We start from the raw sequence: 14,630 nt of genomic DNA on the forward strand, positions 1-14,630 counted from the left end.
AGCCCTGAGTAGAGCCGGCCCGCGGATTGTGAGGCGACTAATTTCGAGGAGGCACTTTCGGCCCAAACAGCCGGTAATGGAGGATACGGAGAAGCGATCCAGCGACTGAGATCACATTTTTCAATCGGAACGCCGTCGATGACCCCTCCTCACGAGTTGTGCAGGGGACACGAACCTCAAGAAAGGTGATGTTGGGATCATTCAAGACCCGGCAGAGCAACTCGGCCTGATAGCCAAGACCGTAAGTGCGAATGCGGTGCTTCAACACGTTTTCGCGAAGATGCATAACAAAGCCGTTGAAATAGTGAATCTTGTGGCCGCTGAATAGCCGCACAAGACGGGCAAAATTAATTGAACAAAAACGCCGGAAAAAGCTGCGGTGATCGCTGTTGAAACGGCCGCCGAACAGACGGCTGTCGATATAGGGGATGATAACATCGGCCTTCCCCAGCAAATCGAAGACTTTTCGAATGGACGAGACCGGCTCGGAGTTATCGCCAAAAAGAACGATGAAATACTTTCCCCGTCCCCGTTCCGCCGCGCGAAAATAATTCACGCCGATGCCCATGTTTTTTTCGCAGCGTTCGAGGATGATGAGGTCCGAGGGCAAATTGTGTTTTCGGATATAGTTTTTGACCACGTCCGACGTGCCGTCCGTCGAGGCATCGTCATAGACGAGAATTTCATACCGGAACGGGAAACCGGCCGCCGCTTCACGAATCGTATCCAGCGTACGTTCGATGAGCTTCGCCTCGTTGTAACAGGGTACAAATATCGTCAGGTCTAGCGGTTCATTTCCCACGGGTCACCCTCGCGAAATTTTTTCCCATAAACGCTTACGAACGGTGCGGATAGTCTCAAGCGCAAAATGGTGACGAGTCTGAAAGATTTTCTTCCGGGGGCACCGGCTTTCGGTATGGTACAGAACGCCATGAATCGCCAGTATGTTGTCGAGCGGCCATGCATCCGCGCCGTCGCATGCCGGATCTGTGGATCGACCCGGTTCACCAAACGCCTTGATCTCGGGTTTCAGCCGATATGCAATCGGTTTTTGACCGCCCCCGACGAAATCGAGGAACAGTTTCCGTTCGCGCTCATGCAGTGCGAAGATTGTGCTGTTCTCCAGTTGGAGGCCGTGGCCCCCCCAGAAGCCCTAAAACCCCGATATCCATGGATCACTTACCGTGAAGCAGAAGGCCATCTCGACGAAATGGTGCGCGATATTCTCGCGCTAGCCGGCCTCCATCGCGACGCCCGAATCATCGGCTCCAACTACAAAGATACGACTGTCATCGAACGCTTCCGGAGATTGGGCTTTGCGCACGCCGACTTACTTGACCCGCGACGGGACCTCGAGGTCGACGCTGACCGGGCGGAAATTGAAACGGTGCAAGACCGACTGACGCCGGAACGGTGCAGCCTGATTGCAGAGCGAAATGGGCCCGCAGATGTTCTAGTGATGCGTCATGTGATCGAACACGCACATGACATCCACCGATTCGCGGCGGCTGTCCGCGCACTCGTCCGTCCTGGCGGCTTGGCCGTTTTCGAGGTCCCTGATTTTAGACCGAGCCTGACTCACTTTGATTACAGTACGCTTTGGGAGGAACACGTCTTCTGTTTCACGGATGCGACGCTTGCGGCGACTTGCGCGCGTCTTGGCTTTGAGCCGCTGCTCGTGAAAATCTACCCCTATCCGATTGAAAATGCCTTGGTATCTATGGTGCGGGTTTCAGAAAAGATTCAGCCAGTGGAGATTCCCACGTTTGATGTGAGCGCGGAGCTGAGCATCGGCGAAATGTATGGCCGTGAGCATGCCCCGCGGTCGGCGCGCCTGCAGGATTACCTCGACCATTTTGTGCGAGATCATGGGCCTGTCGCCGTCTTCGGTGCAGGACACCTGTCCACCAAATTTATTAATTTCATGCGGATTGCCCCATGGATCCAGTTCATCGCCGACGGCGACACGTGTAAAATCGGGAAATTGCTGCCGGGTTCACGACTGCCAATTGTTCCCCCCTCTGAACTGTTCAACCAACGCATTCGGCTGTGCCTGCTCGGATTGAGCGCTGAAAGCGAGGCTCGAGTTCGAAAAGCCTTTACCGCCTTTACCGATTCGGGTGGGCGATTCGCGTCCATTTCTCCCATCAGCCCAACCCGTCTGGAGTTCTAACGCATGAAAGAGACCGAATCGCCGATGAATGAGATCTCGCCTGCGGTGTTGGCTCCCCTTGGTGAAGTCATCCGGATCGGATCTATGGGCATCTGCCGCGTAAAGATCGAGGCCGTTCGCTCGGCACGAGGGCGCGCTCGCATCAACGCGCATCCCGGCCCTGATGCGGCCGTGCAGGAAATGCTAATCGCGCTCCATAGAGGGACGTACTTGCGGCCCCACAAGCACATCGACAAATCGGAATCCTTCCACGTGATCGAGGGTTGCGCGGATGTGATTCTATTCGATGACGAAGGAGGAATTTTCGACATCGTCGAGCTGGGTCCGCCTGGCGGCGACCGATGCTTCTATTATCGGCAATCCGTGCCGAGATTCCATACGTTGATCATTCACAGCGACATGTTCGTGATCCATGAAACAACGAACGGTCCCTTTTCGCCCGAACGTACTCTCTTCGCGCCGTGGGCGCCCGAGGAGTCCGACCCAAAGGCGACCGCCTTTATGGGAGATCTACAGCGTCGAGCCTTCGATTGGCTTGCGCAGAATCGTAGGTGAACTGCCGCTGGACAGATCTGAACGGCCTACCCAAATGGTGGGCTTTACCAGAACGGTTGAGTCGACCTGTCCACGACCATCATGTGAGGGTAGCAGGTAATGAACCTGCCGCCCTGTTCAAGATATCGCTGGTGGTTGCGAATGATTGGCTTGGAATGAACCCACGCGAGAATCACCGTGTATTCCGGCCTTCTTTCATAAAGCGCGGAAGTCGGCAGCACCGGAATGTGATGGCCCGGACTATACATCCCGTGTTTTTCCGGATTGTCGTCAACGATGAATGACAGCAGCGGGCCAAGTTCAAAGTGGTAGAGCAACAGCGTGCCACCCCGCGCCGCGCCGAACCCAGCGAGCGTGTTTCCCTCCTGATGCAGCCGGCGCAACAAGGAACGCATCTCGTCGCGGACCCTATCGACCTCGCGCGAAAATGCGCGGAGGGTGGCTGGATCACCGAGTCTTCTTTGGTCCTCTAGCGCAATCAACTCTCCCACCGAAGGTTGAACTCTGCGTGGCCCTCCAATTCGTTGAGCGATTCCGATTAGCGAACCTCCTTGAATGGTCACGCGCTTGACATCGATCAGCTCCATACCCCGGCGCTTCAGGAAGGCTTGGAGTGGGCGGACCGCGTGATAGCACAGATGCTCGTGAAAAATGGTTCCGAGCAGCATCTTGTCGATCACATCCATCAAGTACGAAACCTCGAACACAAAAACACCATCGTCGGCGAGGAGCTCACATACGCTGTCCGCCATACCGATCATGTCGTCAGTGTGCGCAAACACATTATTGGCCGCGACGACCTTGGCGGGTCCGAATTCCCCTCTCACACGACGCGCGACCGAGATGGACATGAATTCGGGCAGCGTAGGAATGCCTCGCTCAGTCGCGAAACGAGCCACGTTTTCTGCGGGATCAATTCCAAGAACCCGGCAGCCGTGATTTTTAAAAAAACGGAGGAAGGTGCCGTCATTGCTGCCGATGTCGACAACAAGATCCCCGGGCTGAATACCGGTCTCACGAATCACCTCCCCGGCGTATTCCTCAAAATGTTTCACCAGGCCGGGCGAATTGCCGCTGAAGTAGGTGTAATGGCCAAAGAGGATTTGCGGATTGACGACATCCCGAAGCTGAACGTGTCCGCAATTCAGGCACATGTACATGTCCAGCGGATAGCATGGCTGCGGACTTCCAACTTTCTCGCGAGTAACATAGGCATCGCCCGGCGGCGTCGCAGTGATTGGCACAACAAGTTCGAGCCGTGGGGATTCACAGAGTCTGCAGGTTTCTCGGCGCGTGACGTCTTTTCTCATCCCGATTCTCCGTTCAGGGCTTCTCTGGTCCTCCCGAGCCGCCAAAGGCATCCCCTGCGGGCGGAACCACAGGCCGCGGATCGGCGACGAGCCCGGGCAATTCATCGAGTGAAATCGATCCGATCGCCTCAATTTCCTCTGCCGATAGAGCCATCTCGTAACCGCGGAGCGAGTCCTCCGCGTGGGCCCACCTGCTGCTACCGGGGATCGGCAGAATGGCTGGTGACCGGGCGATCAACCATGCAATCATCAGCCGGTATACCGACACGCCTTTCGATGCGGCGATCTCGGCCAACCGCCAGGTTCGGGGCAACTGCTGCGCAAGTCCCAGTCCGCCCACAGGGCGATAGGGAAGGAAGCAAATGTTGTGCCTCTCGCAGTAGGTCAGCACCCCGTCGTGCTCCGGATCCCGGCACCACAGGTTGTACTGGTTCTGGACAGAAACGATCGGAACCACAGAGCGAGCCTCCTCAAGCTGCTCGACGGAATAATTTGAAACCCCCACAAAACGGACATAGCCCTCGTCAACTGCCTTGCGAGCCGCCGCCATTGAATCGCGAATCGGGACCCGCGGGTCGGGCCAGTGGTGCTGCCAGATGGGTATAGGCCGGTCTCCGCCGAGCGCCTCGTGGCTGGCCCGGATAACATCGTACAGGTGTTCAGGGCGGCCATTCCTCTGCCATCGGCCGTTAATTCGGATCGCACCGCCCTTTGTTGCCACGAGCACACAATCGCGCGGTCCATCCCAGGTTTGGAGCGCCTTAGCAACCAGCCGCTCGTTGTGGTGCTGGTCCCGCTCATCGTCACAATAGGAATAGGCAGTGTCGATCAGCGTGACGCCCAGATTGAAAACGCGATGGAGCGTATCCAACGCCTCCGGCTCCGGCACGCATTCAAGCGAAAGCGCCATCGCCCCGTAACCGACGACACTCACAGGCACCGAAGTATGGGCCAATGGACGGTAGCGCATGGGCTCACGAGCCTCACATATAGATCATGCAGCGTCCGTTCACAGCGCCGGTCCGCATGTCGTCGATGGCTCGGTTGATCTCCTGTAACGGGTAACGTCTCCCTATCAATTTCGACAGGTCGAGCTTGCCCGCCTCGACAAGCCGAACATATCTCGGAATGTCGATATCCGGAATCGACTCGCCGCCGTGCGAGCCCTCGATTTCCTTCTCGAAGTGCAACGGCAACGTGTAAATCGAAACAAGTTCTCCTTTTTTGGGTACGCCAACCAGGATCGTGCGTCCACGGTCCGACGTCAGCCGATACGCCATTTCGATGACGCGTGGATGCCCAGTATTATCCACGGCAACATCCAGGCCGCCCTTGCCCACTAGATCCCGAATTTCGGCTTCGAGATCGCGGCCATCGGCCACAAAGCCGTGGGTCGCCCCCAGTTGACGGGCCAAATCCACACGGCCTGGATGAATGTCGACCGCAATAATCGGGTGGGCCGACACCATTGCTGCCGCCTGAACGATATTGAGGCCGATCCCTCCCGCCCCAAATACGGCGATGGATTCCCCAATCCGCAAGCGCGCATTATTGTTGACGACTCCGAACGCGGTCGTCACGGCGCACCCCATCATGGCGCTCGTTTCCGGATCCAAGCTCTGAGGAACCGGCGTGAGGCGATTTTCCGAGACGACCGCCAGCGTATTGAATGTGGTTACCCAGCCTGCATTTATGGTCCCTATCGATGATGAATATCGTGGTGTCGGCGCCTCGATGCCCGACGCTCGACGCCAATGCAACACGACGCGGTCCCCCGGCCTGACGCGCCGAACGCCATCACCGCACTCCAAAACCTCGCCGCACCCTTCGTGCCCCAACAAATGGGGGATGTATGGATCTGGGCCCTTGACACCGTCAATTTCTCCCAGTTGTGAGCCGCAGATTCCGCTTACGAGCACCTTGACGAGGACCTGGCCGTATCGGAGAGGGGGAATTTCGATCTCAACCAGCTCGAGCGGTTTGCACTGCTCGACAAGAACGGCGGCAAGGGCTTTCATCGTATCATTCGAAGAAGATGAATGAATGGTCGCCCGTGTAGCCCGTAAGCTGGAACCACCATTCCCACTCCTTCGGGGTGCAGAACATTTCGCAGGTAAGCTGCCAGTAGAGCAGGTTCACCTTTTCCTGCTCGTTGCGGTAGGATTCAACGCAGAGATACTTCCTGTGCGCGATGCGCTCCATTTCCTTGAGGGCATCGTAGCATTCGTAGCAGTAGAGGTTGTGAAGTGTGTTGATGCTGATAGCCAAATCAAAGGACTTGTCCGGCCATGGCAGTTTCGCAGCCGTACCGACGCGAAGGTAAGGTTTGACCTCCTCCTTCGCGTGTTCAACGGCATAGCTCGAGATGTCGATCCCGGCGACCTCCAACCCCGGAACTTCCTGCGTCAGGTCATAGAGCAGAAATCCCTTGCCGCAACCGATATCCAGCACTTTCATGCCCGGTTTCAACTGATAGTGTTCCGCCATGGCGCGGGCCACCGTACGCCATCGGCCGTCATAGCGATAGCCGCCGTATCCGGTTCTTCGATCGCCGTCCCAATAGTCATATCCCCATTGCCTCGCCAGTTCGGCCGCTTTCGCCTTTGGAAATTCGGTCACCCGGGCGAGGTAATCCCGCTTTGTGGCTTTATGCAGGCTCGATAGAAAATCGATGTACATCGTCAAGGCTCCAACGCGCGGGCCACGTTTTCCGCAATCTGTTCACCGCGGATTCCGCAGAAACCTCTCGCATATTCCTGCTCTCCGGATTCATGAATGAACGCATCGGGCAAGCCAAAACGCAAAAGACGCGGGCCAAATGCTTCCGCATCGGCCGCCCATTCGAGAACCGCCGAGCTGAAGCCGCCGATTCGCGAATGCTCCTCCACGACTCCAATCACTCGGTGCGTTCGGAACATGTCGCCCAAAAGCTCGGCGTCGAGCGGCTTGACGGTGGGCATGTGCACAACCGTTGCCTGAATTCCCCTTGCCGCCAAGGCCTCGGCGGCGTGAAGAGTCTCCGAGAGGACCACTCCGGTTGAGAGCAGGCAGGCATCCGCGCCCTTTCGCAGAATCCGGCCCTTTCCGATCTGAAACGGCGGCGGGTCCGGCATCAGCGTCGGTTCGCCTTTTTTGCCGATCCGCATGTAAACCGGTCCGCCATGCGCGAGCGCTGCCCGTAGCGCGGTCCGCACTTCGGGCGGGTCGGCGGGGGCGAGAATGGTCAGCCCCGGCAGTGTCCTCAAAATCGCCATGTCCTCAAAGGCATGGTGCGTGGGGCCCAGAGAGGCATAGGCAAGACCGGACCCGACGCCGACGATGACCAGCGGAGCCTCGTTGTAGCAAACATCGAGCTTAATTTGCTCGAAACACCGCGCCGTAATGAACGTGGTGATCGTGTAGGCGACAGGCTTGAGCCCGCAAAGCGCCATCCCCGCCCCCACGCTGATCATGTTCGCCTCGGCAACTCCGCAATTGAAAAATCGCCCAGGGCACTTCGCCTGAAAATCGTTGAACAGGCGGTTCCCAATGTCGCCCGAAAGCAGATGGATGCGAGGGTCGGCCTCGGCCAGTTTCGTGATTTCGCTGGCAAATGCGTTTCTCATGCCAGACCCAGTTCCTTCCTCGCCTTTTCGACCTCTTCAGCAGTGGGAACGCGATAGTGCCAGTTATTATCGTCCTCCATGAAGGAGCATCCCTTGCCTTTGATCGTGTGACAAACGGCGATTCGGGGACGATCGGATGCCGGCGCGTCGAGAAACTCGACAAGGGCTTTTAGGTCGTGACCGTCAATCTCCACAGCGTCCCATCCAAACGCCGCCCACTTTTCTCGAAGCGGCCGCAAGGCCAGCACTTCGTCGCTCCGCCCGGTGGCCTGCCATTTGTTGTAATCAATCATGACGATGACGTTTGATAACTTGTTCGCGGCGGCGAATAGGGCGGCCTCCCAGGTGGAACCCTCGTTGCATTCGCCATCGCTGATGATCGCTGCGACTCGATAATTCTTTTGCAGCGAACGCGCAGCGAGCGCCATGCCCAACCCGACTGCCAGGCCGTGGCCCAGGGAACCGGTGGCCACTTCGATACCCGGCGCCGTATGCGGGCCTGGATGTTCCTGAAATCGGGACCCTTCTCGGTTGAACGTTAGCAATTCCTCGCGCGGGAAAAAACCCCGGTAGGCGAGTACCGCATATAACGCCATGGCCCCATGCCCCTTGCTGAGGATGATTCGATCGCGATCGGGATTTCGCGGGTTCGAAGGGTCAACCCGGAGCGCACCGCTGAAGTAGCAGGCCACGAGCATGTCCACGCAGGACAGGGCCGAGCCGAGGTGGGGTGTGTCCGCTCGGTGCGACATGGCGATGACCTCGCCGCGAATCTCGCGGGCAATCCGTTCCAGATCGGCTAGGGAAGGACGGCTCATGGCTTGTGGATGTATGCGCGTGGCGCCTGCTTGAGGTCCTCCCACCACTGGCGCATCCAGCGCGCCGTATCGTCGATGATGGTCTCGAGGTCGCGAGTCGGCTCCCATCCGAGCTCCGCCCTCGCGCGGGAGCTGTCGAGCAGATAGGCCGCATCCTGAGCGAGCCGCGCCGGCGCTACTTCGACATATTTGTCAAAGTCAGCTCCCAGCCGCTGACAGATCAATTCAACGAGCGCGCGGATGCTGACCCGGCGCTCGGTGGATAGATGGAAAACACTGCCGGGCTTCGCCAGTTCAGCAACCCGCCGAGTACCTTCGCAGACATCCTCGATGTGAATGAACGATCGCACGGACGTTCCCCCGCCCTCCAGCCGAAGTTTTTCACCGGAGAGGATGCAAAAAATCGTCCGTGGCACGATTCGATACAACGCCTGGGCCGGTCCGCACACATTCGCGGACCGAGTGAGAGCTACGGGAAAACCGTAGGCGCGATGATAGGCGAACAAATTCATGTCGCAGGCAGCCTTGGACACGGCGTAGGGCGTGCTGGGGTTGAACGGTGCGTCTTCTTTCACGAGTCCGGTCGTATTGCCGTAGACCTCCGGCGTCGAGGCCTGGATAAATTTCTTGATGAAGGGGAATTTACGCAGTTCCTCGTGAAGGGCCGCCATCGCCAACAGATTCGTCCGGTACCAGTCCAGCGGCCGTTCCCAGCTCTGCGCGACCATGCCCTGTGCGGCAAAATTCACCACATAGTCCGGCTGAAATTCTGCAACCAGGCGAACAAGACGGGGCAGGTCCACATTCAAGTCGATTTGGTGGAATTGGAATCGACTCGCGTCTCCCCAACGGTATGGCAAAAAAGCGGGAATCGGCTCGGGTGAACGGCTAACACCAACCACCTCGTGCCCTCGGGCCAGGACGTGGGCGACAAAACTGGCGCCGGAAAAGGAATTACTGCCGATGACGAGGTAACGGGACGCGTTCATTTAAGCCCAATCTTTTTCATCCTCTTGATGTTGAAGTATCGGTCATCCGTCAGCGAATCCGGGAGCAGGCCGGCACGGAACGCTCGGATGAGGTCCCTAGCGCCGTCCTCAATCGTAAAACGAGGCACGAAGCCGAGAACCCGGCGTATTTTCTCCGAAGAGATGTGGTAGGAGCGAATGTCATCGGAAGGCGTTGTAACGATCGGGATGTCTCCCTTCTCCGGCATCTCTTTCATGACAACTTCCCGCACAATTTCCGCCGTCTGCATCACGCTGTAATTTTGATAAGCCGCATTGAAAACCTGACCTGCGATCAGACCGTCATCCACGCGCAATAACAGTTTGTAGAGGTCGATCATGTCCTGCATATGCAGGTTCGGCCGCATCTGTGAACCGCCAAAAACAGTAATCTTCCCGGCGTTCACTGCATGGTTTGTCAAAATGTTCACCGTCAGGTCCAGTCGCTGGCGGGGCGAGTAGCCGCAGATGGTCGCTGGACGAACGATGACAGGGACGAAGGAAGGCGTTCGGGCCTCCAGAAGAATCGGTTCACACATCGCCTTGAATTTATTGTACAGGGACACGGGCACCAGAGGATGGTCCTCTGTTACATTGGGGTCGTTGCTCACCCCGTAGACGCTGCCAGAGGACGCGTGGACGAAGCGCTTCACGCCCGCGTCGCGAGCCATTCGGACAAGGGGAATAAACGCCTCGTAGTTGATGGTTCGGCTCAGCGCCTCATCCAACTCGACGCTCGGATCGTTAGAAATGCACGCGAGATGAATAACCGCGTCACAATCCCGGAGACTGTGCCGGACCAGGTCGATGTCACGAATATCGCCCTGGATCTCCTCCAAGTTGGGGTGGCCGCGTACGGCATCGAGCGGCTCACGGCCATAAATGTACAGGTCGAGAACCCGGACTTTGTACCCCTCTTCCAGCAGTTGGGGAACCAGCACCGCGCCGACATAGCCGGCGCCCCCCGTCACCAGAACGCGATCGAAACGCCTCGATGTATTCATGAATCTCCTTCCACCGGGGTCCTTGCCTGAACCATGTCCATGTAGTTGTGAAGGATCGCCGCGTGCGCCGACTCCGCGAAACCGTATTGCTGAGCGGGTACATAGAAATTGAGGTCGCCCGATTTGCGAAGCGGGTTATCCGGCGACATGGCCGAAAGCGTAACCAACGTGAGGCGCCGATCCCGCGCCACGCGGGCCGCGGCAAGGACGTTCGGCGACTTGCCTGAACTACTGATGGCGATGAGCATGTCGCCTTCCACCGCGCGGCGTTTGAGCGGTTCGGCAAATACCTGATCGTACCCGATGTCATTCGATATTGCAGTGATCAGCGAAAGATCGGAGAAGACCTCCGTGTGTAGATGACCGTTCTTCGCGAGATCCGCGGCAAAATGACTTGCCATCGATGCACTAGCGCCATTTCCGATCAGATAGATTGCCCGCCCCCGATCTCGCAACGTCAGCGTCCGGTCGCACCATTCCTCAAAGCCGGCGTTGACATCCATGTCTCGTCCCGCGGCGTCGCGGACGGACAACGAGCGCAGCGTCTGCATCAAAATCTCGACATGCTGTTGCCAAAGAGATGGTGTATTCATTTCAGAAGGGTTTCCATTTGCTTAATCAGGCCGACTCGGTCGATCGATTTTTCGTTCCCCACCACTGAAACCGCCCACGCTCCTGCCACATTGCCGGCAAAGGCCACGACCTCAGCGGGTGCCCCAACGGCCGCGAGCAGCGACGAGACCGAAAGCGAGGCGTCGCCGGCGCCGACCCGGTCAACCACCTTCTGCGCAAGGGCCGGCACGATATGAAATCCGCTTTTCCGATCAAGGATGATGCTGCCGCGGCTGCCGCGCGTAACGGTGATCAGCGGGCAATCCAGTTTTTGCGCAAGCGCCTGCATCATTGGTTCAATTTCACCGCGGAGATCTCGCGACTCCAGTCGAATTTCCTTCTCCGCCAGCGAAATGAAATCCGCACGGGGATATTTCGAAATCACATTGAAGCCGAGATTGCCGGCATTGGCCTGCGTGTTTACGCATAAAAATTTGGCCCGCTTCGCGAGCACCTCAACCGCGCGCGGCGAGATCATTGAGTGGCCGAAGTCGATCACGATCACGATGTCGTACTGCGGAATAAGATTTTCAAGCGCCTCGCAGACGGCCGCATCATCTTCGGGCTCCAATGCGGCATCGTTGATCTGGTAAACCTCAAGCATCTTCATGAAGAAGTAGTGCTCGATAAGCCGTTTTTTGACGATCGTGGGAGAATTCCGGCGCACAAGATAATGGGCATCGATCGTCGGTTTGACATGCTCGCGGATGAAATCCATGTAGTCGTCACGGTCGCCGACCTGCGTGAGCAGGCCGACGTGATCGCAGAAAGATGCGACGTGATTCGCTGCGGCGAGGATGCCGCCCGCAAACCGCTTTGTGTAAAGGCTTTTGACGGCGAGCGTCGGCTCCTTCGATGATTTGCCGATGGCTTCGCAAAACTCATAGTCGTCAATGATCGCCTCGCCCACCAGGAGTACTGACCGACCTGCAGCCTCCTGAAAGTACTGTTTGATTTCGTCGGCGGGGTGACGCTTGGCGAACGCCGACAGAAAGTCCTTGACCTCTTGCGAGTAACCCGATGCGAAGCGATTGATGAGGTTCGACGAGGAAAAGACGATGTCATCGGTGAAGGCGATTGAACCCCCGACGGCAGTAATCGCATCGATCTCGAGTTGGATGGCTCCCGTCGCATCCTTGCTCGCATCGCGATACTCCGCGCCCTTGACGTAGAGATCCGGCTTGAGGAGGTGAATGGTTTCGACCGCGGTGGGCCATCGGTTCAAAGCCACCGCATCCACGATGTCCAGCGCGGCGATGGCCTCCAACCGAAGCGCTTCCGGAAAGGCGGGGCGGTCTGGACCTTTGTTGACGTACCGGTCAGGCGTCACTGTGACGACCAGAACGTCGCCCAGCTCCCGCGCACGTTTGAAGTGGCGGATGTGGCCAATGTGAAGGAGGTCGAAACAGCCGTGGCAGTGGACGACCTTCTTCCCCTGCGCTTTCTGGTCGGCAATCCATTCAGCCAGGCGCTCGAGGGTGAAATACTTGGAGGATTCGGGAGCCATAAAATTAAAGGATCCTTGATGGTTTTTGAGAGTTCTATGGCGAGACAAGCACGAAATCGTAAATAAACAAAAAATTAACCTGTTCGTTAAGAGGCTTTATCGCCAACTGGTCGCCGACCTCAAGTTCGACGGGACCCCACATCCCCTGGTAGCCATCCGATCTCCCAATAACTTGCTCTCCGATTCTGAACCACTGGCCTTGCCGGATCCGCCAAAACGATAGCCGCCCGACGCCTGGCGCCGTTCCTGTAATGCGCAGGAGATACTCACCGGCCCTCGGAACAACCGTTCTCAGCCGGCAATCATCTCCCGCGGGTGTCGCAAGAGTGATTCCTTCTCGTGTCTGGACATATCGCCAGCCGCTCCCCGTGGGCCAAACACTGGGCTGCCCGCTGGCCATTCGTTCAGCGAAAATTTCTTCTGGCCTTCGCCACCGCGCCTTGAATATCGCCATATCCGACATTCGATAGCCGTGCGGGCTGAATCCCCACCGCCAAAGTCGCGCCAGAGTCGGGTCATGGAATATGGCCGTATTCGGAAACTGCTCCGTCCACTTCCAAAGATCCTGATGAGGGTAAAACGCATCGGTTGGAGGCTCCGTGATAAGGACCGCCTCCGGGAACCGCCGAAAGGTATCTTGCGCAACCGCGCTGCGTCGCGCGAATTCTTCGCGAGGGATCCCCTTGTTCGGGTGGTCCGCAAATGCCACGGATCGGTTCGGGGTCGGTAGCGCTCCAGGCACCTCACGCAAAAAGTAGCCGTTCCTCCACATGTAAAGGCCGCCCGGAGGGACATTTTGCATAATCCAGTCCCGTGCGATGGAAAAGGGCATCAGCTTGTCGCGAATGTTGTACAACGTTTGATACGGCTCCCAATGCCAAAGCCCAAGGGCCGCAACAACCATCACCGAGAAGACCGGACCAGCGGGCTTCTGCCAACCATGTAAACGGCGCTGGATGTCGGCGAGTCCCACCGCGGCAAAAGCAATCAACGGAAGAAACACAACAGCCAGGTAACGCGGATAGAAATCCCGCATGAGCACCAGAAAGAAAATCGCTGAGGGAATAACAATAAGGACAGTATGCCCGAACGCCCAAGATCTGTTCGATCGACGCCATGCCGCACAAATTCCCCACGCAAGGACCGCCGCGAACGCCATCAGCCGTCCGCCACCGCGCCCCCATCCAAAAGCGGCCAATTGATAAGCCAGCAAGCCGCCTGTTACGCGCTCGGGGACGTCATCCACGATTCCAGCCCCTCTCGCCGCCGCAAGAGGAAACTGGACAAAGGGCAGCGCCGACACTCCAATTAGCAACACGACAAGTGCCGGACCCGATTTAATGGCCTCGGCGCCCCCGCCAGAGCGCCAGCGCGCCAAAACCGAAGTCAGCGCAAGCAGACCGAGGGTGGCGGCAAAAAACCAAGAAATCAAATGGGTGAAAAACATCCCCGCCATGCCCAGCACCATCGCGAAGCCCGCCCAGAGAATACCTCTCGCCTTCAATGAATCCGCACCGCCCAGCCGGACGGCTGCCCATAGCGTGATGGACTGAAAAAAAAGCAAAGGGCCGTAACTTGTTGCATCGCGAGATTGGTAAACGTGGAAAAAAGAAATGGCAGCCAGAAGCGCCGCCCAAAGCCCCGCTCCGTATCCGTAAACGCTCCGAACCGTCGAAAAAAAGATTGGGACGGTCAGAGCCCCCAAAAGGGCAAACGGTATTCGCGCGCGATGCCGAACATCATTGACCGATTCTGCGGGCGGCACGCCCTTGAGGATGAGATTGGCCAAAACATATTGCATGGGCATGTGCTGCCCAGTGAACCCACGCAAATTCTTCTCATAAATGTCCCGAATGATCGAACCAGGCGTCTTGGGCGGCGCCGCATAGGTGAGCACGGTAATCTCATCGATCCAGAGCGTTGAGCCTCCTAGCTGATGGAACCGAAGCGCAAATCCGAGAATCGTTATCGCGGCAACCCCGAACCACACCCATCGCGAAGAAGGCTGGATATCCGATGCCTGGAGCATGAGATTGAAG

14 protein-coding genes are annotated in these 14,630 nt (G+C 57.6%); 2 read left to right on the top strand and 12 right to left on the bottom strand.

What is annotated here, in order from left to right:
- Positions 1 to 37: 37 nt before the first annotated feature.
- A complete protein-coding gene (locus tag NZ740_06240) occupies positions 38 to 802 on the bottom strand; it encodes a glycosyltransferase family 2 protein (GenBank protein MCS6771609.1) in 765 nt (254 codons plus the stop codon).
- A 129-nt stretch (positions 803 to 931) separates the two neighbouring features.
- On the opposite strand from NZ740_06240, the gene NZ740_06245 reads away from it, so the two are divergent.
- Together NZ740_06245 and NZ740_06250 are read left to right on the top strand one after the other, a co-directional pair.
- Positions 932 to 2,173 (top strand): class I SAM-dependent methyltransferase, encoded by a 1,242-nt coding sequence (locus NZ740_06245; GenBank protein MCS6771610.1) that lies wholly within the window; start codon positions 932 to 934, stop codon positions 2,171 to 2,173.
- Positions 2,174 to 2,176: 3 nt separating this feature from the next.
- Positions 2,177 to 2,728: a WbuC family cupin fold metalloprotein gene (locus NZ740_06250; GenBank protein ID MCS6771611.1), complete on the top strand. Its 552-nt coding sequence runs from the start codon at positions 2,177 to 2,179 to the stop codon at positions 2,726 to 2,728.
- A gap of 44 nt (positions 2,729 to 2,772) precedes the next feature.
- Here the strand turns inward: NZ740_06250 and NZ740_06255 are convergent, their stop codons facing one another.
- The 11 genes from NZ740_06255 to NZ740_06305 are packed head-to-tail and all read right to left on the bottom strand — an operon-like array spanning position 2,773 to position 14,620.
- A complete protein-coding gene (locus NZ740_06255; protein MCS6771612.1) occupies positions 2,773 to 4,038 on the bottom strand; it encodes a class I SAM-dependent methyltransferase in 1,266 nt (421 codons plus the stop codon).
- 13 nt (positions 4,039 to 4,051) lie between these two features.
- Positions 4,052 to 5,008 carry an aldo/keto reductase gene (locus NZ740_06260; protein ID MCS6771613.1) on the bottom strand — a complete coding sequence of 319 codons (957 nt, stop codon included), beginning with the start codon at positions 5,006 to 5,008 and terminating at the stop codon, positions 4,052 to 4,054.
- Positions 5,009 to 5,021: 13 nt separating this feature from the next.
- Positions 5,022 to 6,056 carry a zinc-binding dehydrogenase gene (locus NZ740_06265; GenBank protein MCS6771614.1) on the bottom strand — a complete coding sequence of 345 codons (1,035 nt, stop codon included), beginning with the start codon at positions 6,054 to 6,056 and terminating at the stop codon, positions 5,022 to 5,024.
- 4 nt (positions 6,057 to 6,060) lie between these two features.
- Positions 6,061 to 6,717, bottom strand: coding sequence for a class I SAM-dependent methyltransferase (locus NZ740_06270; protein MCS6771615.1), 657 nt, complete (start codon positions 6,715 to 6,717; stop codon positions 6,061 to 6,063).
- A gap of 2 nt (positions 6,718 to 6,719) precedes the next feature.
- Positions 6,720 to 7,643: a transketolase gene (locus NZ740_06275; GenBank protein ID MCS6771616.1), complete on the bottom strand. Its 924-nt coding sequence runs from the start codon at positions 7,641 to 7,643 to the stop codon at positions 6,720 to 6,722.
- A complete protein-coding gene (locus NZ740_06280; GenBank protein ID MCS6771617.1) occupies positions 7,640 to 8,461 on the bottom strand; it encodes a transketolase in 822 nt (273 codons plus the stop codon). The genes NZ740_06275 and NZ740_06280 overlap by 4 nt, the downstream gene beginning before the upstream one ends.
- The gene (locus NZ740_06285) at positions 8,458 to 9,450 is read right to left on the bottom strand and encodes a GDP-mannose 4,6-dehydratase (protein ID MCS6771618.1); all 993 of its coding nucleotides are present in this window, start codon (positions 9,448 to 9,450) and stop codon (positions 8,458 to 8,460) included. The genes NZ740_06280 and NZ740_06285 overlap by 4 nt, the downstream gene beginning before the upstream one ends.
- The gene (locus NZ740_06290; protein MCS6771619.1) at positions 9,447 to 10,472 is read right to left on the bottom strand and encodes an NAD-dependent epimerase/dehydratase family protein; all 1,026 of its coding nucleotides are present in this window, start codon (positions 10,470 to 10,472) and stop codon (positions 9,447 to 9,449) included. Before NZ740_06290 ends, NZ740_06285 begins: the two co-directional genes overlap by 4 nt.
- Entirely contained in the window at positions 10,469 to 11,065 is a 597-nt protein-coding gene (locus NZ740_06295; GenBank protein MCS6771620.1) for an SIS domain-containing protein, read from the bottom strand. The genes NZ740_06290 and NZ740_06295 overlap by 4 nt, the downstream gene beginning before the upstream one ends.
- Positions 11,062 to 12,591: a PfkB family carbohydrate kinase gene (locus tag NZ740_06300; protein ID MCS6771621.1), complete on the bottom strand. Its 1,530-nt coding sequence runs from the start codon at positions 12,589 to 12,591 to the stop codon at positions 11,062 to 11,064. Before NZ740_06300 ends, NZ740_06295 begins: the two co-directional genes overlap by 4 nt.
- Positions 12,592 to 12,625: 34 nt before the next feature.
- Positions 12,626 to 14,620: a glycosyltransferase family 39 protein gene (locus NZ740_06305; GenBank protein ID MCS6771622.1), complete on the bottom strand. Its 1,995-nt coding sequence runs from the start codon at positions 14,618 to 14,620 to the stop codon at positions 12,626 to 12,628.
- Positions 14,621 to 14,630 lie beyond the last annotated feature (10 nt).

It is taken from the genome of Kiritimatiellia bacterium (genome assembly GCA_025054615.1).
GTDB lineage: Bacteria > Verrucomicrobiota > Kiritimatiellia > CAIVKH01 > CAIVKH01 > JANWZO01.

Bases quoted from the DNA above. Each gene is read 5' to 3' on its own strand.
- NZ740_06275 (MCS6771616.1), bottom strand. From the start codon at position 7,643: ATGAGAAACGCATTTGCCAGCGAAATCACGAAACTGGCCGAGGCCGAC.
- NZ740_06290 (MCS6771619.1), bottom strand. From the start codon at position 10,472: ATGAATACATCGAGGCGTTTCGATCGCGTTCTGGTGACGGGGGGCGCC.
- NZ740_06285 (MCS6771618.1), bottom strand. From the start codon at position 9,450: ATGAACGCGTCCCGTTACCTCGTCATCGGCAGTAATTCCTTTTCCGGC.
- NZ740_06265 (MCS6771614.1), bottom strand. From the start codon at position 6,056: ATGAAAGCCCTTGCCGCCGTTCTTGTCGAGCAGTGCAAACCGCTCGAG.
- NZ740_06270 (MCS6771615.1), bottom strand. From the start codon at position 6,717: ATGTACATCGATTTTCTATCGAGCCTGCATAAAGCCACAAAGCGGGAT.
- NZ740_06280 (MCS6771617.1), bottom strand. From the start codon at position 8,461: ATGAGCCGTCCTTCCCTAGCCGATCTGGAACGGATTGCCCGCGAGATT.
- NZ740_06245 (MCS6771610.1), top strand. From the start codon at position 932: ATGAATCGCCAGTATGTTGTCGAGCGGCCATGCATCCGCGCCGTCGCA.
- NZ740_06255 (MCS6771612.1), bottom strand. From the start codon at position 4,038: ATGAGAAAAGACGTCACGCGCCGAGAAACCTGCAGACTCTGTGAATCC.
- NZ740_06300 (MCS6771621.1), bottom strand. From the start codon at position 12,591: ATGGCTCCCGAATCCTCCAAGTATTTCACCCTCGAGCGCCTGGCTGAA.
- NZ740_06305 (MCS6771622.1), bottom strand. From the start codon at position 14,620: ATGCTCCAGGCATCGGATATCCAGCCTTCTTCGCGATGGGTGTGGTTC.
- NZ740_06295 (MCS6771620.1), bottom strand. From the start codon at position 11,065: ATGAATACACCATCTCTTTGGCAACAGCATGTCGAGATTTTGATGCAG.
- NZ740_06260 (MCS6771613.1), bottom strand. From the start codon at position 5,008: ATGCGCTACCGTCCATTGGCCCATACTTCGGTGCCTGTGAGTGTCGTC.
- NZ740_06250 (MCS6771611.1), top strand. From the start codon at position 2,177: ATGAAAGAGACCGAATCGCCGATGAATGAGATCTCGCCTGCGGTGTTG.